Source organism: Pseudomonas fluorescens HK44, assembly GCF_000217955.3.
Lineage (GTDB): Bacteria > Pseudomonadota > Gammaproteobacteria > Pseudomonadales > Pseudomonadaceae > Aquipseudomonas > Aquipseudomonas fluorescens_AQ.
The window spans coordinates 274405-297182 of sequence record NZ_AFOY02000009.1 but is presented as its reverse complement, the minus strand read 5'-3'; the positions used below and the strand labels follow the sequence as shown (position 1 = coordinate 297182).

The following is a 22778-nucleotide window of genomic DNA, read 5'->3' as shown; positions in this document are numbered from 1 at the left end:
ACAGCACGGCAGATTGATTATCTGCCGTTTCCCTTCGCCTGCATGATTGTGCGGCGCCGATGTTGAATTTACGCTTTCCGGGGCTGTGGTTTTTACTCAGGCGGTGCTCTTCTCCAGCGCCTCGGCCCCGCGCTCGCGCACCCAAAACAGCGTCGCACCAGCCACCGCCGCCGGCATCATCAGGACGTTGACCAGCGGAATCAGCAGCGCCAGATAGACGATGCCGCCGAAGCTCATGCTCTGCCAGCGTTTCTGGCGCAGCCAGGCGAGCATCTCGTTCCAGCCCAGTTTGTGGTTATCCGCCGGATAATCGATGTATTGGATCGCCATCATCCACACGCCGAACAGCAACCACAGCGGCGCAGCGACCAGGTTGACCACCGGGATGAATGAAAGGATTAGCAGCGCGAGGGCTCTGGGCAGGAAGTAGCCGAGTTTGCGCATCTCCCGGGCGAACGTGCGCGGGATCATCGCGATCAGTTCGCCCCAACTGAAGGTCGGGAAGTCGTCAGTGCCACGCACCACCACTTCGACTTTTTCCGCGAGAAAACCATTGAAGGGCGCGGCGATCACGTTGGCGATCATGGTGAAGGTGAAAAACACCATCAGCGCCACCAGAGCGACGAACAGCGGCCAAAGTACATAGCTGAGAAAACTCAGCCAACTCGGCAGTGAAGGCATCAGGGTGTCGACCCACAGGCTGAACTGATGGCCGGCGAAGTAAATCAATCCGACGAACAGCACCAGGTTGATGACCAGCGGCAACAACACGAACAAACGCAGGCCAGGACTCAAGACCAGCTTCAGGCCTTCGCGCAGGTATTGCGGGCCGGACAGAACGGGGGCGGGCATAGTGGGCTCCGAGCAATGGGAAAACGCGCCGACCTTACCGGCTTTGCCACACAGGCGAAAGCGCGGTAATGACATCGACATTAACTGTAACAAAGGCGCCTTTAAATCAGCCTCTTGGGGATAGAGACCGCCTATGAGCTGGATTGTTATTCCGTATTTCCTTAATCTTCGCCTCCTCGATACGCTGCACCCATTATTTTTCAGGGCTGTCCAACTACGGCGCTTCCCCAAGTGCTTGCACAGTCCTTTTTTAATTCCAGCCGGTCATCCGGCATTCCGCGCCAGGTGGTACCGGCCGGTCGATAGGAGTGAGTCATGTCTGATGTACGTCATTCGCGAGTGATTATTCTCGGTTCCGGCCCTGCCGGTTACAGCGCGGCGGTCTATGCTGCCCGCGCTAACCTCAAGCCATTGCTGATCACTGGCATGCAGGCTGGCGGTCAACTGACCACCACCACCGAAGTCGACAACTGGCCGGGCGATGTACACGGCCTGACCGGCCCGGCACTGATGGACCGGATGAAAGAGCACGCCGAGCGTTTCGAGACCGAAATCGTTTTCGACCACATCAACGCCGTCGACTTCGCCTCCAAGCCGTACACCCTGACGGGCGACAGCGCCACTTACACCTGCGACGCACTGATCATCGCGACCGGTGCCAGCGCTCGTTACCTGGGCCTGCCGTCGGAAGAAACCTTCATGGGCAAAGGCGTGTCGGCCTGCGCAACGTGCGATGGTTTCTTCTACCGCAACCGTGAAGTGGCCGTTGTCGGCGGCGGCAACACCGCTGTTGAAGAGGCGCTGTACCTGGCTAACATTGCCAGCAAAGTAACCCTGATTCACCGCCGCGAAACCTTCCGCGCCGAGAAAATCCTGATCGACAAGCTGCACGCACGGGTTGCCGAAGGCAAGATCGTCCTGAAGCTGAACTCGACGCTCGACGAAGTGCTGGGCGACAACATGGGCGTGACCGGTGCACGTTTGAAGAACAACGACGGCAGTTTCGACGAGCTGAAAGTCGACGGCGTGTTCATCGCCATCGGCCACACGCCGAACACTTCGCTGTTCGAAGGCCAGTTGACCTTGAAAGACGGTTATCTGGTGGTGCAGGGCGGTCGTGAAGGCAACGCGACGGCGACCAGCCTCGAAGGGATCTTCGCTGCCGGCGACGTGGCTGATCACGTTTACCGTCAGGCGATCACCTCGGCCGGCGCTGGCTGCATGGCGGCCCTGGACGCCGAGCGTTACCTGGACGACCTGCAGAACGCTTCGCACTGAAATCGTTGAAATGAAAAAAACCGGCTTCGGCCGGTTTTTTGTGCCTGTCGATCAGCACGGCAGTGTGGCGAATGAGCTTTTGTGGCGAGGGAGCTTGCTCCCGTTCGGCTGCGCAGCAGTCGTAAAATCTGCGAACGAGTTCTGTCAGATGCAATGAACCGTCTGATTTGCGACCGCTTCGCGCTCGAGCGGGAGCAAGCTCCCTCGCCACAGTGATCGAGTCAATCGCCTGTTAGCGGCGGGTCAGTGGCTGCTGCGTGAATTTCACGCCGGCCAAGCCGTGAGCGATCAACGCCCGGATATTGCCGTGATCGCTGCCTTCAGGCGTCGCAACCACCGAGCGGTAATGCTCACCAAACGCCAGTAGCGCTTCTTCATCGCTCAAGCCTTCCAGCAGCGCCAGGCCCAGGGTTTTGCACGAGCCTTCGTTCTGTCCGGCGGCGTTTTCCACGCCGCCGTTGTTGAAAGCTTGTGGCTGGTAATCATAGCCAGCGGCGATGAACGCCAGGGTATCGGCGAAGGTATGTTCGCCGCTCTTGAGGCTGGCGCGCAGGGTGTTCAGATCAGTCATGGGGTTTTCCTTTGGCGAACGCCGCTTGCTGGTCGGCGCTGGCTTCTTGCTGGTATTGGGCTTTCCACTCGGCGTACGGCATGCCGTAGACCACTTCGCGGGCGTCATCGAGGCTGACCTCGATCTGGCGTTCATCGGCGGCGGCCTTGTACCACTTGGACAGGCAGTTGCGGCAGAAACCCGCGAGGTTCATCAGGTCGATGTTCTGCACATCCTTGCGACTGTCCAGGTGCGCGACCAGTCGGCGGAAAGCAGCAGCTTCAAGTTCCAGGCGTTGTTGTTCGGTCATGATGGGCTCGGTGCTATCAAATCGTGGCGCGGATAATAAAAGCCTGGCGGTTTATGCGCCAGGCACAGTCAACGGCTCGCGGCGAGGGTAATCGATACCGACTCGGCGAAGCGCAGGGCGTGGGGTTTGTCGACTTCGACTTCGGCGTAAAGTACGTTTTGGTTGGCCATGATCAGATCGAGTATCTCCTGGGTCAGGCGTTCGAGCAGGGCGAACCGGTTGCCTTCCACATGGGCGATGATCGCCTTGGTAATGGTGCGGTAATTGAGCGCATGATCGATATCGTTGTCGCGCACGGCGTCTTGCGCGGCATAGAGGATGGTCAGGTTGATCAGCACATCCTGCTTGTTGAGGATTTCATCCTCATTGATACCGATAAAGGTCCGCAGACACAGGTCCTTGACCCGAATACGAGCCATTCCTGGTTGAAGTTGTGGCATTGCTACTTGCTCCGTCCAATCAATTGCAGGAACTCCTGACGGGTGTTGCTCGACTCGCGGAAGGCGCCGAGCATCACCGAGGTGTTCATGGTCGAATTCTGTTTCTCGACGCCGCGCATCATCATGCACATGTGCTGGGCCTCGATCACTACCGCAACACCGGCGGCCTGGGTGACGCGCTGCACCGCCTCGGCGATTTCCCGGGTGAGGTTTTCCTGGATCTGTAAACGCCGGGCGAACATGTCGACGATTCGCGCGATCTTCGACAGCCCCAGTACCTTGCCAGTAGGAATATAAGCCACATGGGCCTTGCCGATGAAGGGCAGCAGGTGATGTTCGCAGAGCGAGTAGAGCTCGATGTCGTCGACAATCACCATTTCATCGTTGTCAGAGGCGAACAGTGCGCCATTGACGATCTCGTCGACGCTCTGCTCGTAACCATGACACAGGTACTGCATGGCCTTGGCCGCACGCATCGGGGTGTCTTGCAAACCTTCGCGGTCGGGGTCTTCGCCCAGGCCGATAAGGATTTCACGGTAGCTCTGGGACAGGGAGTTCTGGGGCAGGGATAACGTCATGGAACATCCTCGCGGGGGCGGCCTACTTGACGTGCCGTCCGCCATTGACGGTCAGGGTCGTGCCGGTGACATAAGGGTTGTCCAGCAAGTAGCGCAGGCTCTGGTAGACGACCTCGCTGCCGGGTTCGATACCCAGCGCAGACTTGGCCAGGGCCTTGGCGCGGTACGCCGCGTCGTCGTCGGGGTTAAACAGTAGCAGGGCTGGCGCGATACCGTTGACCTTGATTTTCGGTGCGTATTTCGCGGCGAAGGACAAGGTCAGGCTGTCGAGCCCGGCTTTGCTGGCGCAGTAGGCAATGTGCTTGCTGCTGCCCTTGCGCGTGACATCGTCGCTGATATGCACGATATCGGCGGGACTGGAGCGCTCCAGCAAGTCAGCGCAATGCAGATTGATCAGATAGGGCGCCAGCATGTGCACGCTGAACATCTGGGTGAACGCAGCCACTTCGGTGTCAGGGGTTTCGGCCAGCCAGGCGGAAGCGTTATGCACAATCGCCCGCAAGCTTTGGGTCTGGGCTTTGAGTTGCGTAATGAACGCCAGGATTCCGGTCTCACCGGAGAAGTCGGCAAACAGTGCAATCGCGCCAAGGTCGCGCAGTGTTTGCACGCCCGGGCGTTCGCTGCGGTAGCTGATGATCACGCGGTGACCTTCTTCCAGCAGCCGCAGCGCGCAGTGCAGGCCGACGCGTTGGCTGGCGCCGGTGATGAGGATCGGGGCTGAGGAAGAGGTCATGGATGGCTCGCATCGCGGGTATGGCAAAACTATACCAGCGACGCGTGTTGCATACCTATGTCATGCACTACTCCCCCCGTAGGAGCAAGGCTTGCCCGCGATGAGGGCGACCTGGTCTATCTGTTACAACGAGTTATCGTTCATCGCAGGCAAGCCATGCTCCTACAGGAGGGCTAGCGATTCCGGGTGGATGGTGCCGCGGGCAATGGCCGCCCCGGTGTGTTGTTCAACCAGCCGGCCAGCAGGTGGGTCGACAACGGGATGAAGAAGTAGACCATCAAAGGCGTCAGGGCCAGGGTGCTGACGAACACTCGGGGCAGCAGGCTCATGTCGCTCAGCAGCGGGCCGAGTACAAAGTTGAACAGCAACGAAACTGGGAAGAACGCCAACCAGATCGCCACGGCCTGTTTCCAGCGAGGCGGACGTTGCCCGACGGCACCGAACCAACCGTCGATGCCGCTGACCCGATGTTCGCAAGGGTGGGCAAACAACTCGCTGCCACGTGCCAGCCACGCCGTGCGCGAGGCGGAGTGCTCCCAGGCATGCAAGGTCTGCTCATCGGCGAAGCGGAAAATAATCTGGAATTCGTTATCACCAGGCGGCGGTGCGAGCACGCCAGAGCCGAGATAACCAGGAAAATCAGTGGCCAGTTGTTCGCCTTCGCGCAACCAGGCGATCAGGTCTTGATAACGTCCGTTGGCAACGCGACGTGCAACCATCAGGGTGACGGGGGAGGTAGACATTGTGTATCTCCGTAGGACACGCACGCGACTCCGGGTAGGAGGCGTACAAAACGCAGCACCGGGGTAAAGGGCTGCGTTTAAAAGCAAGCAAGGATTATTCCTGGTTTTACCAAATGCATCAAAAGTGCTTGTCGGATATATGCCTCTTGCAATGTAGGAAGATGATGAGAGATAAATGGGATCCAATCTGATACGGACGTTCCAATGTTCATGCTGGCTACCACTGAACCTTCCCAGACCTTGCAATCTTCTCGTCTGGAAAAGCAGGAGCAACTGTTCCCGATCCGGGAAGTGGCGCGCCTGACGGGCGTCAATCCGGTGACCTTGCGTGCGTGGGAGCGGCGCTATGGGTTGATTCAACCGACGCGCACCGAAAGTGGGCATCGGCTATATTCCATGCACGATATTGAGCGGGTTCAGTGCGTTGTTGGCTGGATCGGACGGGGCGTGGCAGTCAGCAAGGTGGGCAAGGTGGGCAAGGTGGGCAAGATTCTGGCGAAGGCCCGCGAAGTGCAAGCGTTGCCGAGTATCATCCCGGATGAATTGGTTGAGGCCGACTATGCCCAGTGGCAAGCGCAGATCACCGCGGCGATCTGCAATTTTGACGATGCGGAGTTGGGGCGGATTTACGGTCAGGTATTTTCCACTTATTCACTGACGGTGACGTTCCAGGACATTTTCATGCCGCTGTGGATGCAATTGCTTCGGCATCATGAATTGTTTGGACAAACCAGTGAGTGGGCGATGCTGGATATGTTTCTTCGTGCCAGAGTTCTCCAGCGGCTGGCATTGTTGCAAGGTGGGCAGCCGTTGCAGGTGATCGTTTCTGCCATTGATTCGCACTGCCATAAGCTTGAGTTGCTATTGACGGCTTTGTATATGGGCAGTACGCAGGTAGGTATCAGGGCACTGGCACTGGGGCAGCCATTTGATGAACTGACCCTGGTCTGTGACAAGATCAAACCGCACGCGCTGGTATTGTTTTCCAATCAAGTGCCTACGCCTGACTTCATTCGCCGTCTGAATCGCTTGGCTATGGGCCTGGATTGCCGCCTGATGCTGGCCGGAGATTCGGCGGATCTGGCGCAAGAGAGCCTGGCAGGATCGTCGATTGGCTGTATTGGAAGTGAAGGGGTGTTGATGCAGCAGCGATTGCAGCAGTTCCTCGCGGGAACGCTCGATACCTGATATTCAGATGTGCAGCGCGGGATGTGTCAGGCGATGCTGCTGAAGGATGAACTGACGCAGGCGTTCGGTTTCATCCTTGTCGCTTTGGTTGAGCCGATAGGCGTAATAGCCTTGTTCGGTTTCTCGCTCGAAAGCCCCGCGCAACGCAATGCGTTCGTAGCCTGAAGGGCTGAACCACAGCACGAAGCTTTTCGGCGGCTTGGTGCGGTTGCGTACTTCCAGCAAAACGCCTTTGAACGACACTTCGTGCACCCACAGCGTGCCGGGTTGGCCTTTGGCGTTCTCCAGGGCTACGGGCTCTGCGAGCGCCAGACGCCAGGGGCGAACCATCGGCCCGTCCTCGTAGATGCTGGGTACGCCCAGGCGCAAGTGCAGCGCATGAAACTCATCTTCTACCAGGTGCAGTGGAAAGGTCATTTGCTGATTGTCGAAGTGTGCCTGAATGGTGACCTGCTCATTGGCCGCCAGACGTGTCAATAAATCGCGGATTTGCGAGCCCCCATTAACCAGCAGGCTCGACGTCGCATCGCGAACGTTGAGCTGCGGGTTGTGCTGCATGGTCTGGATGAAGTCCAGTTCATCCTGAGTCAGGAGGGTGTCGCGGTGCATGATTAGCTCGAAAGAAATAATTACAAAGCCATTGGTGATTGTAGTTAATGACCATTAATTCGACAGCTGGTTTTAACCGTTTGTCGCTTTGAGTGCCTGAAGCTCTGCTTGAGCTTCGGTCAGTTGGGCTTCAAGTTGTTCAACCCGCTGTTGCGCCTTGACCTGAACAGTGACGTCTTTCTGCACACCGATGAAATAAGTCTGCTTGTCGTATTCGTTGTACACCGTTGAAAGCGACAGCTCATTCCAGAAATGTGTGCCGTCCTTGCGGTAGTTGCGCAGAATTTCCCGGCAGGACTTCCCATCACGCAATGTTTCGCGGATCAGCTCCAGTGCGGCCTGATCGCGATCCCCTGACTGAAGAAAGCGACAGTCCTGATACAGGATTTCTTCAGCGCTGTAACCGGTCAGTTTTTCGAAGGCGGGGTTAACGTAAATCAGGATGTTGTCTTCGCCTTCCCTTTCCGCGATGACGATTCCATCGTTTGAAGCGTTGATTACCAGTTGCATCAGCTGGGCATTGATCATCGGAGAGTCCTTTCTGCATCGAATGATGAGCTGCATTCTATGACATGGCTGTGAACTGTCCACTGTCCACTGGCCATCGGTGCTAATTGCGAGGCAATCGCAGCTTTTTTGCGTCAGCTGTTAATATCCGGGTCTTTTATTTTGCTTCAGGATCAGATTGATGAAAGTCGCCATCCTTTCCGGCTCGGTGTACGGCACGGCTGAAGAAGTCGCCCGGCATGCGGCCAACCTTCTAAAGGCTGCAGGTTTTGAAACCTGGCACAACCCGCGTGCAACCCTGGCCGATGTCCAGGCGTTCGCTCCCGAAGCCTTCCTGGCCGTAACCTCGACCACGGGTATGGGCGAGTTGCCGGACAACCTGCAACCACTGTATTCGATGATTCGCGATCAACTGCCCGCTGCCTGGCGCGGTTTGCCTGGTGCAGTGATTGGTCTGGGGGATGCCAGCTACGGCGATACCTTCTGTGGTGGTGGCGAACAAATGCGCGAGCTGTTCGGTGAATTGGGCGTGCGCGAAGTGCTGCCCATGCTGCGCCTGGACGCCAGCGAAAGCGTGACCCCGGAAACTGACGCCGAACCTTGGCTGGCGGAACTGATCAGCGCGCTGCGCGACTGATCGGATGCTCGCACCTGTTTGCTGCGCCGCTAGCGGCCTGGGTGTTGTGACATCGCTCACGTCATTTCGCGGCCCAAGGCTTGCTGACTCGTTGGGTCAGTAAGCTGGCTGCGAATGCAACTATACGAATCCCGACAGCTGACTAGACTGCGTTCACACCCACAAAATAATAAGAACCAGAGGTCCTTGCTGTGAGCGTGACCCCCGTTCAATCGACATCCGATGCGAAAGACCAGGTTAGCGCTGCCGAGTGGCAAACCCGTGTCGATCTGGCGGCCTGCTATCGAATGGTGGCGCTGCAAGGGTGGGACGATCTGATCTTCACCCACATCAAAAGTGCTCAAGGGATGGGCGGCGCGCTGGCATGGCCGGCGTTGCTGCGTAAACTCGATCTACAAGCTCCGGGTTACAGACTCTAATGCGACTCACCGAGATCCCTCTGTGCGTCTGGCGCAAACGCGGCCAGAGTTTTGTGTTCCGTGGTCAAACTATTCGCTATTGGGTAGCCGGGCAGGGTGAGCCCTTGTTGCTGATTCACGGATTCCCCACCGCCAGCTGGGACTGGCATTACCTTTGGCAACCCTTGACCCAGCGGTATCGGGTGATCGCCTGCGACATGCTCGGTTTTGGCGACTCGGCCAAGCCGCTGGACCATGAATATTGCCTGTTGGAACAGGCCGATTTACAGCAGGCACTGTTGGACTACCTGGGCGTCCGGCAGCCGGTGCACCTGCTGGCGCATGATTACGGTGACAGCGTGGCTCAGGAATTATTGGCCCGGCATAGTGAAGCGCGTGTCGAGATTGGCAGTTGTGTGTTCCTCAATGGTGGCCTGTTTCCCGAAACCCATCGGCCGGTGTTGATGCAAAAACTGTTGCTCAGCCCGTTGGGCTGGATGATTGGACGGGCGTTCAGCCGGGATGGGCTGGTCAAGAGTTTCCGGCAGATCTTTGGTCCCCGGACCCGTCCGAGTGAAAGCGAACTGGACGATTTCTGGAGCCTGATCGACAACAACCGCGGCACGCGGATCATGCACAAACTGATCAACTATATCCCGCAACGCCGCATGCAGCGGGACAGGTGGGTCAAGGCCATGCAAGCGGGCACCGTTGCAATGCGGGTGATCGATGGCGAAGTCGACCCGGTGTCGGGCGTGCACATGGTCGAACGCTACCGCCAGTTGATCCCCAATCCGGACACGGTGTTGCTACACGGAATTGGTCATTACCCGCAAATCGAGGCGCCGATCCAGGTGCTCAAACACTACCTGGCGTTTCGTGATCAGCTGGATCCCCCTGCGCTGAAAACCGCCTGTTCCTGACTCTGCGTATTGACCCTTGTTGTCACCCATCACGCGGGAGCTGCCTGGCTCCAGTGCCGTAAATCACAGCATCCGGCAATCAGCGCAGACTGACTGAGTAGAAGGCTCTCATAAGAGTCTTTTGCGCATGAGAATATTTATCATTAATATTGGCGCACCGTTGACCCTGCGTAGGGCATGGACCACGTTGAGCCGACCTTTGATGATCAATACTCCACCCGAATCCCGGAACATCGACGGCTCCGACAGCCCGGACAGTCGCGCGTATTTTCTGCAGGTATTCTTGTCCCAGCGGCCACAAATGGAAGCGTTGGTCAGTCGGCGCGTGGGCTGTCGGGCGACTGCCGCAGATCTGGTGCAGGACCTGTTTTTACGTTTCTGGCGCCGACCGCTGGTGCAGGTCGAAGAGCTCAGCACTTACCTGCTGCGCTGCGCCGGCAACATCGCTATCGATCATCTGCGCAGCGAAGGTGCTCGGGTAAAGCTCAACGAAGGCTGGTTGCCAGAGCAACAGCACACCCTCAGCGTCGAGCCGCAAGCAGCGCTGGAAGCTGGCAATGACCTGCGTCATGTCGAAACAGCGTTGCGCGGTTTGCCCGAACGTACCCGGCAGATTTTTTTGCTCAATCGCATTCACGGGCGCACGTACGCCGAAATCGCCAAGGCCATGGGGCTTTCCCAAAGTGCCGTGGAAAAACATATGATGCGCGCCCTCGAAGCCTGCAAGGCCAGTCTGCGAGAACCTGAATCACGCACGCCAGGGACAGCCCCGTGAATCACACCGCCAACGTCACTCCGACGCCGGCTCAGGAGCAGGCCGCGCTGGCCTGGTTGAGCCTGTTGCACGACCAGCCGAGCAGCGGCGATCACGCCACGTTCAGCCGTTGGTTGCAGGCCGATCCGGCGCATGCCGAAGCCTACGCCCAGGCGCACGTGGTCTGGGAATTGAGCGAAGTACCGGCCCGCACCCTGGCCGAGGAAGAGGCCTTTGCCTTGCAGGGTTACCTCAATGCGATGAACCGCTCCAGGCGTTCCAGCGTGCGGCGCTGGTCTGGCGGTTTGGCCATGGCCGCCTGCTTGCTGCTGATGGTCTCGATAGGCGCCGGTTGGCAACCGTCGCGTTGGTTCGATGATTTAGCGGCGGACTATGTGTCGGCGCCGGGTGAGGTGCGCAGCGTGACCCTGGCCGATCAGTCTCGAGTCACCCTCGATGCCGACAGCGCCATTGCCGTGGATTTCAGCCACGGTGAGCGGCATGTTCGAGTGCGTCGCGGTGCGGCCTTTTTCAGTGTGAGCCATACTGGCGAGCCCTTTGTGGTCGACGCTGAACAGGGCGAGGCGCGGGTGCTCGGGACGCAGTTCGAAGTACGACTGCATCCGGCAGGCGCACAGGTGACGGTGCTCTCGGGACGCGTCGGTGTCACGCCGATCAAGGGCGCCGGGCAGCAGGTGCTGACGGCTGGCCAACAAGTGGCCTACGGCGGCGCCAGCGCGGCAAAACTCCACGCGGTCGACAGTGAAGCGCAACTGGCGTGGCGTCAGGGCTGGCTCAACTATTACAAGTCACCCTTGGCTGATGTGGTGAAAGACCTCGATCGCTATTACCCAGGACGGATCGTCGTGCTTAACGACGACCTGGCCGCACGACGGATCAGTGGCAGCTTTCCAAGCCAAGACCCGCAAGCGGTGCTCGATTCCCTGCAAGGGGTATTGGGGTTCGAGCAGCACAACCTGTTGGGACGGGTGATCATTTTGCGCTGAGGGTCGAGCGCATGACCGACCACCTGAAAATCCTCCTGCTGCGTGCAGGGATGGGTACTACGCTGAAACAGGTTGAAGTGCCGCAAGCGATACACGGCCAGCTGCAACCGGTCTGATCGCCACACTTCTGCGGATAACGATTAGCGAACAAGGATGAGCCCATGACACGCCATTCCCTGCCAAGGCTACTCAGTGCAGTTGCCCTGGCCATTGCCGCGCTGGGCGGTTGCACTCATGTTCAGCCGCCAGCGCCTCCGGTTGCCGTGAACATCGTGGCGATCAACGACCTGCACGGTTACTTGCAGGCCAACCCGTATTCGTTTCGTGACAGCACGGCCGCTGACGGTGTGCACGTGCTCAAGGCCGGGGGCATCGCGACCCTCGGCGGGATGCTGACGCAACTGCGCAAGGACGATCCGCAGCTGTTGTTCATCGGTGCCGGTGACCTGGTGGGCGGCAGTCCGCCGCTGTCGGCGATGTGGGCCGACGAACCGACGCTAGAAGCGCTGCGGTACATGGACATGAAACTCAGCGCCATCGGCAATCATGAGTTGGACAACGGCAAGGCGGAGTTCCTGCGCCAGCTCAACGGCGGCTGCGAATCGACTCGTCCGACCAGGGCCTGCCAGTTTCGCGCCCGCTATCCCGGCAGCGGTTTCCCGTACCTGGCGGCGAACCTGATCGACACCGATACCGGCAAAACCCTGTTGCCGCCGTACCGTATCGAAGAGGTCAAAGGCCAGAAGATCGCCTTTGTCGGCGCGGTACTGCGTGATGTTGCCTCCGTGGTGAGCGCCAAGGGCCTGCAGGGGTTGCGTACCGAGGACGAAGCCGACTCGATCAATCGGCTGATTCCTGAACTCAACCGCCAGGGCGTCAATGCGATTGTCGCGGTGATCCACCAGGGCGGCTCGACCCCCGAACCCTACGACAAACAGGACTGTAGCCAACTGAGCGGCGATATCGTTGAGGTGGCCAAGCGACTCGATCCGGCGGTCGATGTGTTGATTTCCGGGCATTCGCATCAAGGTTATCTGTGCAAGGTCGGTCCTCTGCTGGTGACTCAGGGCAGTTCCTATGGGCATCTGATGACCCGCCTGACGCTCGACGTGACCCCCGGTCAGCATCGGGTCACGGGCATTCACGCAACCAACCTGCTGGCTGATCCGGCGCACTATCCGGCCGACCCGCAGATGCTCGCCTTGCAGCGGGAAGTCGAAGCACGCAGCAATAACATACTGCTCAAACCCGTCGGGGCCATCGCGGCGTCACCGATCACTCGACGTGCCAATGCTGCGGGGGAGGCGCCGTTGGGTGACTTGATCGCCGATGCTCAACTGGCGGCTGGCGCGGCGCATGGCGCACAGATCGCCTTCATGAACAGTGGTGGCATTCGTGGCGACCTGGCCCTGGAGCCGGGTCTCAAACGCCTGAATTATGGACAGCTGGCGACGGTGCAGCCGTTTAACAACACCCTGATCGCCTTCGACCTGAAGGGGCGGCAACTCGAACAATTGCTCAATCAGCAATGGAAAACCGCAGGCGATTTCAATGCGCTGCAAGTTTCCAGGGGCTTCAGTTATCGCTGGGACTCCACGCGCCCGCTGGGCAGTCGCGTGATCCCCGGCAGTGTTCGCCTTAACGGTAAGCCAGTGCAGCCCGAGCGCAATTATCGACTGGTGGTGAACGGCTTTCTGGCCGACGGCGGCGATCGCTTCAGTCTGTTCAAGCAGGGAATCAACCGCAGCGATTTGGGCGTGACGGACCTCGATAGTCTGATCGACTACCTGCACCGCATGGAGCAACAAGGCAAACCCGTTGGTTCGGCCAAGAGTGCAGGGCGCATCGTGAAGGTGAAATAGGGCTGCCAGGCACGTGTCGCATAATGATCGTTCCCATGCTCTGAACGATCAGCAGCAGGAGAAAATAATTTCAAAAAAGGAGTGAGGTAAACCCGAGTGACATCCGTGTAGTGGTGAAAGTGCGATTCATTCGCATCCGTAGCGTTTCTACACACAGGTCACAAGCAATGAAGTCCAGGGCAAAATCGGCGGCAGGCGGTTCGGTTAAACAGTGGTTTGGCGCTTCTGCGCTGGCCGTTTCGGCGTTGGCCTTGTTGCCGCTGAGCGTGGCTGGCGCCGCGCAGTCCAGCGAGCAGCACAGCGCGCTGTTCAGCTTCAGCATCGCTGCCAAACCCTTGCCCCAGGCCTTGAGCGATTTCAGCCGGGTGACCGGCATCAGTGTGGTTTACACCGATGAAGCGCCCTACGGTCTCAACGCACCGCCTATCAATGGCCAGATGAGCGCCGAGCAAGCCATGCAACGCTTGTTGAGCAAATCCGGTTTCACCTTCCGCCAGACCGACGCCCACACCCTGGTCCTTGAACCACAACCCACTGAGGGCGCGCTGAATCTCGGCGCGACCACCATCACCTCGACGGTTGAGCAACCGATGAGCTATCAGCCGCCGTCCACCACCTCAGTGGCACGTTCATCGGCCTCGCTCCAGGAAATCCCCCAGACCATCAACGTCGTTCCGGCTCAGGTACTGCGTGACCAGGTGCCGCGTAATCTGGACGATGCGCTGGCCAACGTCAGCGGCATCACCCAGGGCAACACGTTGGGCAGTACTCAGGATTCGGTGATGACCCGCGGTTTCGGCGACAACCGCAACGGCTCGATCATGCGCGACGGCATGCCGCTGGTGCAGGGTCGTGGCCTGAACGCCGCGGTGGATCGGGTTGAAGTCCTGAAGGGGCCGGCCTCGTTGCTCTACGGCATTCAGGACCCGGGTGGCGTGGTGAATCTGGTCAGCAAGAAGCCTGAGTTACAGCAATACAATGCCGTGACCTTGCGTGGTTCAACCTATGGCAGCGGCAAGAATGGCAGCGGCGGCAGTCTCGACAGCACTGGCGCACTGGGGGATTCGGGGCTGGCCTACCGCATGGTGCTGGACCACGAAGATGAGGATTACTGGCGCAATTTCGGCACCAATCGCCAGACCCTGATTGCACCCTCGCTGGCCTGGTATGGCGAAAGCACCAAGCTGCTGTTCGCCTACGAGCACCGTGAATTCCTGACGCCATTCGACCGTGGCACGGCCATCGACCCGCGCACCAATCACCCATTGGACATCCCCAGCGATCGACGTCTCGACGAACCGTTCAACAGCATGGAAGGCCGTTCGGACCTGTACCATTTCGAAGCCGACCACGAACTCAATGACAACTGGAAAGCCCGCTTCGGCTACAGCTGGAACCGCGAAACCTACGATGCCAGCCAGGTTCGCATCACCGACATCGACCCGAAAAAAGGCACGCTGACCCGCAGCATGGACGGCACTCAAGGCGCCCTGACCACCGACCGTTTCACCACCGCCAGCCTCGAAGGCAAGGTCGATGTGGCCGGCATGCAGCACGATCTGGTGTTCGGCGTGGATGACGAATACCGCAAGATCTACCGCGCCGACCTGATCCGCCAGAAGAGCCGGTTCCCGTCCTTCAGCTATCTGGATCCGGTCTACGGTCGTGAGGTGGCGGGCACCACGGTCAGCGCTGCGGACAGCAATCAGACCGATCTGCTGCGCAGCGATTCGGTGTTCCTGCAGGACTCGATCCACCTGAACGACCAGTGGATTCTGGTGGCCGGTGGACGCTTCCAGGAATACGACCAGTACGCCGGCAAGGGTCGTCCGTTCAAGGCCAACACCGACGGCAACGGTCAGAAGTGGGTGCCGCGCGCCGGTCTGGTGTATCGCTACACCGATGAGCTGTCGTTCTACGGCAGCTACACCGAGTCCTTCAAACCGAACTCGACCATCGCGCCATTGAGCGGCAGCACGATCGTTCTCGATGGCAGCATTGCACCGGAAGAAGCCAAGTCCTGGGAACTGGGGGCCAAGCTCGACATGCCGGGCCGCGTGACCGGCAACATCGCGCTGTTCGACATCAAGAAACGCAACGTGCTGGTGGCCAACGCCGAGAACCCGCTGGTCACCACTTACAGCGCCGCCGGTGAAGTGCGTTCCCGTGGCCTGGAGATCGACCTGACCGGCCAGTTGAGCGACCGCTGGAGCATGATCGGCAGCTACGCCTACACCGACGCCGAGGTCACCGAAGACCCGACCTACAAAGGCAAACGACTGCAAAACGTGGCGAAAAACACCGGCTCGCTGTCGGCGGTCTATGACGTCGGCACTATCGTCGGTGGCGACCAGTTGCGGGTGGGCGCGGGCGCCCGGTATGTCGGCGAGCGGGCCGGTAACGCGGTGAACGACTTCGACCTGCCGGGCTACACCGTGGCCGACGCCTTCGCCACCTACGACACCAGGCTCGACGGGCAGAAGGTCAAGTTCCAGCTCAACGTGAAAAACCTCTTCGACCGTACTTACTACACCTCCGCCGTCAGCCGGTTCTTCGTGTCGATGGGCGACTCGCGCCAGATCTCGCTATCCAGCACCCTGGAGTTCTGATGAGCGCTGGGCCATTTCCATGCAGAGCATGGGAGTGAACGCTCAGTCATAGTGGCTGCGCTAACGCAAAAACGCCTGGCGGTATTCACCGGGCGTGCCCTTCATGGCCTGACGAAAGCGGTTGGTGAAATGACTGGCGCTGGCAAAACCGCAGGCGAGGGCAATTTCACCGAGCGGCTGTGAGGTGCTGCGCAGCAAATGCCGGGCGTGAGCCAGGCGGCGGGCCAACAGGTATTGATGCGGTGGCAGGCCGAAGCTTTCGCGGAACATCCGTGCGAAGTGGTACTCCGACAACGCACACAGACCGGCCAGCTGACCGAGGCTGATGGGCTCGGCCAATTGCTGGTCGATGTACTCGACCAGTTGCCGGCGTTGATGGGCGGCCAGTCCACCCTTGAGACGCAAACCCTGACGCAGGCCGACCTGACTGAGCAACGTGTGGCTGAGCATTTCATGGGCGAGGCTGCTGGTCAGCAGGCGTTCGCCGGGCTCGTCCCAGTTCAATTCAATCAACTGACGGAAACGTCGGGCCTGCACCGGGTCTTCGAGGAAGGTGCTTTCCTGCAATTGCAGTTCACGGGGTTCACGGTCGAGCAAGGTGACGCAGCCGAGGGCAAATTGTTCGGAGCTGAAGTACAAGTGAGCCAGACGGATTTCACCGTTGATCACCCAGGCTGACTGGTGCTCGGCGGGCAGGATGCAGAGTTTGTCCGGGCCGCCCTTGGTGTCGGGCTGCTCGCGGCGAAAGGTCCCGGTGCCACCGGCGATGTAGCAGGAGAGGGTGTGATGCCCCGGCGCTTCATAGTCCTGGGCGTCGTGATGGTTGCTCCACAGGGCTGCAGCCATGCCGTCACCGAGCTCGGCGCTGTGCTCAAGGCGAGCATTGGGCGAGCGGTTGAGGGCTTGAAAGACTTGCAGGGTTTCCAGTGCGGGCATGATCGGTTCTCTCCAACGCCTTGCATCCTACTCCGTCGCCTCGACGCTGCCAGCCTGTCGCCGGATAAAAGCGCAAGTTTATGCAAGCACACGGTCTGCCTCGGGCACAGACTGAAGGCCATCTTCAGGAGTTGCCGTCATGAACCTCTCGTTATACCTGCTGACCGTGCTGATCTGGGGCACCACCTGGATCGCCTTGAAACTGCAACTGGGGGGGGTGGCGATTCCGGTGTCGATCGTTTATCGCTTCGGCCTGGCCTCTCTGGTGTTGTTCGTGATGCTACTGCTCAGCCGACGCTTGCAAGTGATGAACCGGCGCGGTCATCTGATCTGTCTGGCCCAGGGACTCTGTCTGTTCTGCATCAATTTCATGTGTTTTCTCAGCGCCAGTCAGTGGATCCCCAGCGGTCTGGTCGCCGTGGTGTTTTCCACCGCCACGCTGTGGAATGCGCTGAATGCGCGGGTGTTCTTCGGTCAGAAAGTCGCGCGCAATGTGCTGATGGGCGGCGCGCTGGGCCTGTGTGGGCTGGGCTTGTTGTTCTGGCCGGAACTGGTCGGCCATACCGCCAGCCCGCAAACCCTGCTTGGCCTGGCTCTGGCGCTGCTCGGCACCCTGTGTTTTTCGGCGGGCAACATGCTCTCGAGCCTGCAACAGAAAGCCGGCCTCAAGCCGCTGACGACCAACGCCTGGGGCATGGCCTATGGTGCTGCGATGCTGTCGATGTACTGCCTGGTCAAAGGTATTCCCTTCGACATTGAATGGAACACGCGTTACATCGGCTCGTTGTTGTACCTGGTGATTCCGGGCTCGGTGATTGGTTTCACCGCGTACCTGACCCTGGTCGGGCGCATGGGCCCTGAACGCGCGGCGTATTGCACAGTGCTGTTCCCGGTGGTGGCATTGAACGTGTCGGCCTTCGCCGAAGGCTATCAATGGACCACACCGGCATTGGCCGGATTGGTGCTGGTCATGCTGGGTAACGTGTTGGTGTTTCGCAAACCCAAGGCACGGGTGGCGGTGGTCGGTGGCAAGTTGGCGTGATCGATCAAGTGACACTTTGCCTTGTCGGGTTGATCCGTATGGTGTTGGTTAGTTGTCGGTTTTCAGTGACAGATAAATAAGCGTCATCATCATGTAAGTGATAATGCTTCTGGTCCATGCCGTGGCATTCCACTTGGCGGAAGAGTCCATGTCGAACCATTCATTAGCGACCACCTGTATGCAGAAGTAGTACACGAAAATGCCAATCATCAAGCCGACAATTCCGTATTTCTTTGCTTCGTGGAACTCCTTGCGTGGCGCATTGAGCTTTGTGTAAAGCTGATAGGCGCCCAATAAACAGCAAGCGGTATAGGTTGTCTCCAGGGTGATGATCATCCAGTAGATTCTATGGTGCAGTATAGGGGAGGTGATGGCGCGATAGCGCAGGGTATCGTTAGGGTGGGTCGTGTCCATGCTGAGGACATGTCCAACGAATTCGTAGTTGGTGGCGTAGTCAGTCACATTGCTGAATACAACAAACAGGCCAAATCCTCCCGCCATTAAAACCAGCGCCAACTTACTGCGCCTGATCAGGCAGGCCGTTGTGAAATTTATCATGTTGCATACTCTCCATATCCGGATCCTGCACTGTGCAGGCAGTTGGGGCTGGAGTTTATAACGCAAAAAAAATGACGGGCAGAGGACTGAATTGCAAGTTGTGTCACAAGGTAAGTTGTGCTGTTGAGTGGCAAGTCAAGTGCGGGGTCGGGGTATGAGCATTAATATGAATGGTTATGCAGGTCTGAACTGTTCTGCTCATGCATGAGTTTAAAACAACAGGCACGCCTTGATTGGCGTGCCTGTCAGTTGATCAACCCTTCCACACCTGCGGATTCACCAGATCCTGCGGCCGCTCGCCCAACAGCGCGCTGCGCAGGTTGGCCAAGGCGCGGCAGGCCATGGCTTCGCGGGTTTCATGGGTGGCCGAACCGATGTGCGGCAAGGTCACGGCGTTCTTCAACTGGAACAGCGGCGACTCGGCCAAGGGCTCTTTCTCGTAGACATCCAGCCCCGCCCCGCGAATCCGGTTGGTCTGCAAGGCCTCGATCAGCGCCGGTTCATCGACCACCGGACCACGGGAAATATTCACCAGAATCGCGCTCGGCTTCATCAGCGCCAGTTCGCGATGGCTGATCAGGTGCCAGGTCTTGTCGCTGAGCGGCACCACCAGACAGACGAAATCGGCTTCGGCCAACAACTGATCAAGGCTGCGAAACTGCGCACCGAGTTCCTGTTCAAGGTTGGTCTTGCGGCTGTTACCGCTGTACAGAATCGGCATGTTGAAGCCCAGCCGACCACGCCGGGCGATCGCCGCACCGATGTTACCCATGCCGACGATGCCCAGGGTTTTGCCATGCACGTCGCAACCAAACAGCGGCGCACCGACCGTGGCCTGCCATTGCCCGGCCTTGGTCCAGGCGTCCAGCTCGGCGACACGTCGGGCGCTGCTCATCAGCAAGGCAAAGGCCAGGTCGGCGGTGCTTTCGGTCAGCACGTCCGGGGTGTTGGTGAGCATGATCCCGCGTTCATTGAAGTAGTTCAGGTCATAGTTGTCGTAGCCGACCGAGACACTGGACACGACTTCGAGTTTGCTGGCGTTTTCCAATTGGGCCCGACCGAGCTTGCGACCGACGCCGATCAAGCCGTGAGCATGGGGCAGGGCTTCGTTGAACTGCGCATTGATGTCACCCAGCTTGGGGTTGGGCACGATCACATCGAAGTCGTGTCGCAAGGACTCGACCATTTCGGGCGAGACACGGCTGAAGGCAAGTACGGTCTTTTTCATCGCGGGAAGGCTCGTCAGGCGGAGGAGAATGCCAAGCACGCTAACATTCTCTGACGGGTTTTTGCGAGAGCCACAGGCTTTGGGCGAACACAAACCCTGTGGCGAGGGAGCTTGCTCCCGCTCGGCTGCGCAGCAGTCGTCAGCCTTCCAATTTCGATTTGCCTGAATTAGCTCATTGACACGATTGCGAGCGCTGCGCACTCGAGCGGGAGCAAGCTCCCTCGCCACACTGGATCGGGTCAATCCTTACGATCAATTGGCCACCCGAGCCCCGCCCAGACTCCCGCTCAACTCATACGCCGCCAATTCCGCCTGATGCGCCGCGAGAATCTCCGGCAGCGACCCACGCAGGTACTCGACCCAGGTCTTGATCTTCGCATCCAGGTACTGGCGCGACGGGTAGATGGCGTACAGGTTCAGCTCTTGCGAGCGGTAGTTGGGCATGACCCGCACCAGGCTACCGTTACGTAGGCCTTCGATGGCAGCGTAGACCGGCAGCACACCGACGCCCATGCCGCTGATAATCGCGGTTTTCATGGCGTCGGCGGAGTTCACCAGAAACGGGGAGCTGTTGATGGTGACCATTTCCTGGCCTTCCGGGCCGTCGAACAGCCACTTTTCCAGCGGAATCACCGGGCTGACCAGGCGCAGGCAGGCGTGATTCAGCAGGTCGCTGGGTTTCTGCGCGCAGCCGTTGGCTTTCACATAGGCCGGCGATGCGCAAACGATGCTGTAAGTGATGCCCAGCCGTTGCGAGACGAAACCGGAATCCGGCAGTTCGCTGGCGAGCACGATCGATACGTCGTAGCCCTCGTCCAGCAGGTCCGGCACGCGGTTGGCCATGGTCAGGTCGAAGGTCACGTCCGGGTGGGTCTTGCGATAACGGGCGATCGCATCGATCACGAAGTGCTGACCGATCCCGGTCATGGTGTGCACCTTGAGTTGCCCGGCCGGGCGCGCGTGGGCGTCGCTGGCCTCGGCTTCGGCTTCCACGACATAGGCGAGGATCTGCTCGCAGCGCAGCAAATAACGTTTGCCGGCCTCGGTCAGGGCGATGCGACGGGTAGTGCGGTTGAGCAAACGGGTTTGCAGGTGGGCTTCCAGGTTGGAGACCGCGCGCGAGACGTTAGCCGTCGTGGTATCCAGCTGCACGGCAGCGGCAGTGAAGCTGCCAGCTTCGGCGACACAGCTGAAGGCGCGCATGTTTTGCAAAGTGTCCATGGGGTGCTCTCGGGTGCGATGACAAATTGTGACACGAAGTTACGGAGTGCTGTGAGCCCGACCAAGGGATTATCTCGTGAACGGTAACAAAGATTCACAGGAATCCCGGCTTATCGCCGCTCGGGCCCACCCCTAGAATTACGCCGTTACTGGCTGCTCCCACAGTTAAATCAGTGTCCACAGGACCTCGTGCCTCCCCTAATTCCAGGAATTTGCAGCAGTGCCGCGTCGCATCAGCAGAGAGCTGAAGACTCTCAGTGTTTGGGCTTTATCGTTAGCAATCAGCGGCTGCATCGGAACCGGAGGTATTGCCCCGCAGGGCAAGGCATTCGATGCCAATACATTGGCCACCGACGAGGCCATCCAGAGCGCCGCCAAGGACGCTCACTGGCCCACCGCGCAGTGGTGGCAGGCCTATGGCGACCCGCAACTCAATCACTGGGTCGACCTCGCCGTGCAAGGCAGCCCGAGCATGGCCATGGCCGCTGCTCGTGTGCGTCAGGCCAAATCCATGGCCGGTGTTGCCGAGTCGGCCGAGTCGTTGCAGGTCAATGGTCAGTCCACGCTCAAACGCCATAACTGGCCCACCGATCAGTTCTACGGTCCGGGCGAGCTGGCCAACACCACCACCTGGGACAACAATGCTGCCCTCGGCTTCAGCTACGCCCTCGACCTTTGGGGCCGCGAAAGCAATGCCACCGAACGTGCTGTCGACATGGCCCACATGAGCGCCGCCGAAGCGCGCATGGCTCAGCTCGAATTGCAGAACAACGTGGTCCGCGCTTACATCCAGCTGTCGCTGCATTACGCGCAGCGGGACATCGTGGCCGCGACCCTCAAGCAGCAACAGCAAATTCTCGACCTCGCGCAAAAGCGTCTGGACGGCGGCATCGGCACCCATTTCGAAGTCAGCCAGGCACAAACCCCGTTGCCGGAAACCCATCGGCAACTGGATGCTCTGGACGAAGAAATCGCCCTGAGTCGAAATCAACTTGCGGCATTGGCAGGGAAAGGACCAGGGGAGGGCGCACAGTTGCAGCGTCCAACGCTGTCCCTTGGCACCGCACTGAAACTGCCCTCGGCATTGCCCGCGCAATTGCTCGGCCAACGCCCGGACGTGGTCGCCAGTCGCTGGCAAGTCGCGGCCCAGGCGCGCGGTATCGACGTGGCGCACGCCGGCTTCTACCCCAACGTCGATCTGGTCGGCAGCCTTGGTTACATGGCCACCGGTGGCGGGGCGCTGGAGTTCCTGACCGGCAAGAAGCTCAACTACAACGTCGGGCCGGCGATCTCGCTACCGATCTTCGACGGGGGGCGTTTGCGCTCCGAACTGGGCGAAGCCTCGGCCGGCTATGACATCGCCGTGGCCAAGTACAACCAGACCCTGGTCAATGCGCTCAAGAGCATTTCCGACCAGTTGATCCGCCGCGAGTCCATGGACAAGCAGCAAGCTTTCGCCGAGGAGTCGGTGGCGGCTGCGCAGAAAACCTACGACATCGCGATGATCGCCTATCAGCGCGGGCTCACCGATTACCTGAATGTGCTGAATGCCCAGAGCCTGTTGTTCAAGCAGCAGCAGGTGCAACAGCAGGTTCAGGCTGCACGTTTGAGTGCCCATGCCGAACTGGTCACCGCCCTCGGTGGCGGACTCGGTGCCGGTAACGACGTGCCGCCTGACAGCAAAGTCCAGGCGCCGAAAACTCCGGCCCTTCTGCAGAGCCTCTCGAATTGAACACAAACCCTGTGGGAGCGAGCCTGCTCGCGAAGAGGGAGGATCAGTCAGCATCCATGTCGCCTGACACACTGCCTTCGCGA

General features: G+C 59.3%; 23 protein-coding genes and 1 pseudogene. 11 read left to right on the top strand and 13 right to left on the bottom strand.

The window, feature by feature from the left end; genetic code table 11:
• Nucleotides 1–96: 96 nt before the first annotated feature.
• The gene (gene cysZ, locus HK44_RS10020; protein ID WP_019691919.1) at nucleotides 97–852 is read right to left on the bottom strand and encodes a sulfate transporter CysZ; all 756 of its coding nucleotides are present in this window, start codon (nucleotides 850–852) and stop codon (nucleotides 97–99) included.
• A 315-nt stretch (nucleotides 853–1167) separates the two neighbouring features.
• On the opposite strand from cysZ, the gene trxB reads away from it, so the two are divergent.
• Nucleotides 1168–2130 carry a thioredoxin-disulfide reductase gene (trxB, locus tag HK44_RS10015; protein WP_019691920.1) on the top strand — a complete coding sequence of 321 codons (963 nt, stop codon included), beginning with the start codon at nucleotides 1168–1170 and terminating at the stop codon, nucleotides 2128–2130.
• A 232-nt stretch (nucleotides 2131–2362) separates the two neighbouring features.
• Here the strand turns inward: trxB and HK44_RS10010 are convergent, their stop codons facing one another.
• The 6 genes from HK44_RS10010 to HK44_RS09985 all read right to left on the bottom strand — a co-directional run bounded on the left by HK44_RS10010 (nucleotide 2363) and on the right by HK44_RS09985 (nucleotide 5484).
• Nucleotides 2363–2701, bottom strand: coding sequence for a HopJ type III effector protein (locus HK44_RS10010; RefSeq protein ID WP_019691921.1), 339 nt, complete (start codon nucleotides 2699–2701; stop codon nucleotides 2363–2365).
• Nucleotides 2694–2990, bottom strand: coding sequence for a DUF1244 domain-containing protein (locus HK44_RS10005; protein WP_019691922.1), 297 nt, complete (start codon nucleotides 2988–2990; stop codon nucleotides 2694–2696). The genes HK44_RS10010 and HK44_RS10005 overlap by 8 nt, the downstream gene beginning before the upstream one ends.
• 68 nt (nucleotides 2991–3058) lie before the next feature.
• The gene (gene folX / locus HK44_RS10000) at nucleotides 3059–3430 is read right to left on the bottom strand and encodes a dihydroneopterin triphosphate 2'-epimerase (RefSeq protein WP_019691923.1); all 372 of its coding nucleotides are present in this window, start codon (nucleotides 3428–3430) and stop codon (nucleotides 3059–3061) included.
• 2 nt (nucleotides 3431–3432) lie between these two features.
• Nucleotides 3433–4008: a GTP cyclohydrolase I FolE gene (folE, locus tag HK44_RS09995; protein ID WP_019691924.1), complete on the bottom strand. Its 576-nt coding sequence runs from the start codon at nucleotides 4006–4008 to the stop codon at nucleotides 3433–3435.
• Nucleotides 4009–4030: 22 nt separating this feature from the next.
• Entirely contained in the window at nucleotides 4031–4741 is a 711-nt protein-coding gene (gene folM / locus HK44_RS09990) for a dihydromonapterin reductase (RefSeq protein WP_019691925.1), read from the bottom strand.
• Nucleotides 4742–4914: 173 nt separating this feature from the next.
• Nucleotides 4915–5484, bottom strand: coding sequence for an antibiotic biosynthesis monooxygenase (locus HK44_RS09985; protein WP_019691926.1), 570 nt, complete (start codon nucleotides 5482–5484; stop codon nucleotides 4915–4917).
• Between the two features lie 210 nt (nucleotides 5485–5694).
• Here HK44_RS09985 and HK44_RS09980 point away from each other — a divergent pair, with 210 nt between their 5' ends.
• Nucleotides 5695–6672 (top strand): MerR family transcriptional regulator, encoded by a 978-nt coding sequence (locus HK44_RS09980; RefSeq protein ID WP_024264831.1) that lies wholly within the window; start codon nucleotides 5695–5697, stop codon nucleotides 6670–6672.
• A gap of 3 nt (nucleotides 6673–6675) precedes the next feature.
• Here the strand turns inward: HK44_RS09980 and HK44_RS09975 are convergent, their stop codons facing one another.
• Nucleotides 6676–7281, bottom strand: a complete 606-nt coding sequence (locus HK44_RS09975; RefSeq protein ID WP_019691928.1) for a hypothetical protein — start codon at nucleotides 7279–7281, stop codon at nucleotides 6676–6678.
• Nucleotides 7282–7353: 72 nt separating this feature from the next.
• The gene (locus tag HK44_RS09970; RefSeq protein ID WP_019691929.1) at nucleotides 7354–7809 is read right to left on the bottom strand and encodes a PAS domain-containing protein; all 456 of its coding nucleotides are present in this window, start codon (nucleotides 7807–7809) and stop codon (nucleotides 7354–7356) included.
• A gap of 160 nt (nucleotides 7810–7969) precedes the next feature.
• On the opposite strand from HK44_RS09970, the gene HK44_RS09965 reads away from it, so the two are divergent.
• From HK44_RS09965 to HK44_RS09930, 7 genes and pseudogenes are all read left to right on the top strand, one after another.
• The gene (locus HK44_RS09965; protein WP_019691930.1) at nucleotides 7970–8425 is read left to right on the top strand and encodes a flavodoxin; all 456 of its coding nucleotides are present in this window, start codon (nucleotides 7970–7972) and stop codon (nucleotides 8423–8425) included.
• Nucleotides 8426–8616: 191 nt separating this feature from the next.
• A pseudogene (locus HK44_RS09960) lies at nucleotides 8617–8763 on the top strand (class II aldolase); the annotation flags it as partial.
• Between the two features lie 80 nt (nucleotides 8764–8843).
• Nucleotides 8844–9746, top strand: a complete 903-nt coding sequence (locus HK44_RS09955) for an alpha/beta fold hydrolase (protein WP_019691932.1) — start codon at nucleotides 8844–8846, stop codon at nucleotides 9744–9746.
• A gap of 202 nt (nucleotides 9747–9948) precedes the next feature.
• On the top strand, nucleotides 9949–10521 hold the full coding sequence (locus HK44_RS09950) for an RNA polymerase sigma factor (RefSeq protein ID WP_019691933.1): 573 nt from the start codon (nucleotides 9949–9951) through the stop codon (nucleotides 10519–10521).
• The gene (locus tag HK44_RS09945; RefSeq protein ID WP_019691934.1) at nucleotides 10518–11507 is read left to right on the top strand and encodes a FecR family protein; all 990 of its coding nucleotides are present in this window, start codon (nucleotides 10518–10520) and stop codon (nucleotides 11505–11507) included. The genes HK44_RS09950 and HK44_RS09945 overlap by 4 nt, the downstream gene beginning before the upstream one ends.
• A 161-nt stretch (nucleotides 11508–11668) precedes the next feature.
• Nucleotides 11669–13369 carry a bifunctional metallophosphatase/5'-nucleotidase gene (locus tag HK44_RS09935; RefSeq protein ID WP_019691936.1) on the top strand — a complete coding sequence of 567 codons (1701 nt, stop codon included), beginning with the start codon at nucleotides 11669–11671 and terminating at the stop codon, nucleotides 13367–13369.
• 167 nt (nucleotides 13370–13536) lie between these two features.
• Entirely contained in the window at nucleotides 13537–15978 is a 2442-nt protein-coding gene (locus HK44_RS09930) for a TonB-dependent siderophore receptor (RefSeq protein WP_019691937.1), read from the top strand.
• A 60-nt stretch (nucleotides 15979–16038) separates the two neighbouring features.
• Here the strand turns inward: HK44_RS09930 and HK44_RS09925 are convergent, their stop codons facing one another.
• Nucleotides 16039–16914 carry a helix-turn-helix domain-containing protein gene (locus HK44_RS09925; RefSeq protein ID WP_019691938.1) on the bottom strand — a complete coding sequence of 292 codons (876 nt, stop codon included), beginning with the start codon at nucleotides 16912–16914 and terminating at the stop codon, nucleotides 16039–16041.
• Nucleotides 16915–17053: 139 nt separating this feature from the next.
• Between HK44_RS09925 and HK44_RS09920 the strand changes: the two genes are divergently transcribed.
• Nucleotides 17054–17956 carry a DMT family transporter gene (locus HK44_RS09920; protein WP_019691939.1) on the top strand — a complete coding sequence of 301 codons (903 nt, stop codon included), beginning with the start codon at nucleotides 17054–17056 and terminating at the stop codon, nucleotides 17954–17956.
• A gap of 48 nt (nucleotides 17957–18004) precedes the next feature.
• On the opposite strand, the gene HK44_RS09915 is transcribed toward HK44_RS09920, so the two are convergent.
• The 3 genes from HK44_RS09915 to HK44_RS09905 form a co-directional block, all read right to left on the bottom strand.
• Entirely contained in the window at nucleotides 18005–18514 is a 510-nt protein-coding gene (locus tag HK44_RS09915; RefSeq protein WP_019691940.1) for a DUF2165 family protein, read from the bottom strand.
• Nucleotides 18515–18767: 253 nt separating this feature from the next.
• On the bottom strand, nucleotides 18768–19742 hold the full coding sequence (locus tag HK44_RS09910; protein ID WP_019691941.1) for a 2-hydroxyacid dehydrogenase: 975 nt from the start codon (nucleotides 19740–19742) through the stop codon (nucleotides 18768–18770).
• Nucleotides 19743–19994: 252 nt separating this feature from the next.
• On the bottom strand, nucleotides 19995–20963 hold the full coding sequence (locus tag HK44_RS09905) for a LysR family transcriptional regulator (RefSeq protein WP_019691942.1): 969 nt from the start codon (nucleotides 20961–20963) through the stop codon (nucleotides 19995–19997).
• Between the two features lie 220 nt (nucleotides 20964–21183).
• On the opposite strand from HK44_RS09905, the gene HK44_RS09900 reads away from it, so the two are divergent.
• Nucleotides 21184–22695: an efflux transporter outer membrane subunit gene (locus HK44_RS09900; protein WP_019691943.1), complete on the top strand. Its 1512-nt coding sequence runs from the start codon at nucleotides 21184–21186 to the stop codon at nucleotides 22693–22695.
• Nucleotides 22696–22778 lie beyond the last annotated feature (83 nt).

Excerpts from the sequence above, each read along its gene's own strand:
- cysZ (WP_019691919.1), bottom strand. The coding sequence starts at position 852 with ATGCCCGCCCCCGTTCTGTCCGGCCCGCAATACCTGCGCGAAGGCCTG.
- trxB (WP_019691920.1), top strand. The coding sequence starts at position 1,168 with ATGTCTGATGTACGTCATTCGCGAGTGATTATTCTCGGTTCCGGCCCT.
- HK44_RS10010 (WP_019691921.1), bottom strand. The coding sequence starts at position 2,701 with ATGACTGATCTGAACACCCTGCGCGCCAGCCTCAAGAGCGGCGAACAT.
- HK44_RS10005 (WP_019691922.1), bottom strand. The coding sequence starts at position 2,990 with ATGACCGAACAACAACGCCTGGAACTTGAAGCTGCTGCTTTCCGCCGA.
- folX (WP_019691923.1), bottom strand. The coding sequence starts at position 3,430 with ATGCCACAACTTCAACCAGGAATGGCTCGTATTCGGGTCAAGGACCTG.
- folE (WP_019691924.1), bottom strand. The coding sequence starts at position 4,008 with ATGACGTTATCCCTGCCCCAGAACTCCCTGTCCCAGAGCTACCGTGAA.
- folM (WP_019691925.1), bottom strand. The coding sequence starts at position 4,741 with ATGACCTCTTCCTCAGCCCCGATCCTCATCACCGGCGCCAGCCAACGC.
- HK44_RS09985 (WP_019691926.1), bottom strand. The coding sequence starts at position 5,484 with ATGTCTACCTCCCCCGTCACCCTGATGGTTGCACGTCGCGTTGCCAAC.
- HK44_RS09980 (WP_024264831.1), top strand. The coding sequence starts at position 5,695 with ATGCTGGCTACCACTGAACCTTCCCAGACCTTGCAATCTTCTCGTCTG.
- HK44_RS09975 (WP_019691928.1), bottom strand. The coding sequence starts at position 7,281 with ATGCACCGCGACACCCTCCTGACTCAGGATGAACTGGACTTCATCCAG.
- HK44_RS09970 (WP_019691929.1), bottom strand. The coding sequence starts at position 7,809 with ATGATCAATGCCCAGCTGATGCAACTGGTAATCAACGCTTCAAACGAT.
- HK44_RS09965 (WP_019691930.1), top strand. The coding sequence starts at position 7,970 with ATGAAAGTCGCCATCCTTTCCGGCTCGGTGTACGGCACGGCTGAAGAA.
- HK44_RS09955 (WP_019691932.1), top strand. The coding sequence starts at position 8,844 with ATGCGACTCACCGAGATCCCTCTGTGCGTCTGGCGCAAACGCGGCCAG.
- HK44_RS09950 (WP_019691933.1), top strand. The coding sequence starts at position 9,949 with ATGATCAATACTCCACCCGAATCCCGGAACATCGACGGCTCCGACAGC.
- HK44_RS09935 (WP_019691936.1), top strand. The coding sequence starts at position 11,669 with ATGACACGCCATTCCCTGCCAAGGCTACTCAGTGCAGTTGCCCTGGCC.
- HK44_RS09930 (WP_019691937.1), top strand. The coding sequence starts at position 13,537 with ATGAAGTCCAGGGCAAAATCGGCGGCAGGCGGTTCGGTTAAACAGTGG.
- HK44_RS09925 (WP_019691938.1), bottom strand. The coding sequence starts at position 16,914 with ATGCCCGCACTGGAAACCCTGCAAGTCTTTCAAGCCCTCAACCGCTCG.
- HK44_RS09920 (WP_019691939.1), top strand. The coding sequence starts at position 17,054 with ATGAACCTCTCGTTATACCTGCTGACCGTGCTGATCTGGGGCACCACC.
- HK44_RS09915 (WP_019691940.1), bottom strand. The coding sequence starts at position 18,514 with ATGATAAATTTCACAACGGCCTGCCTGATCAGGCGCAGTAAGTTGGCG.
- HK44_RS09910 (WP_019691941.1), bottom strand. The coding sequence starts at position 19,742 with ATGAAAAAGACCGTACTTGCCTTCAGCCGTGTCTCGCCCGAAATGGTC.
- HK44_RS09905 (WP_019691942.1), bottom strand. The coding sequence starts at position 20,963 with ATGGACACTTTGCAAAACATGCGCGCCTTCAGCTGTGTCGCCGAAGCT.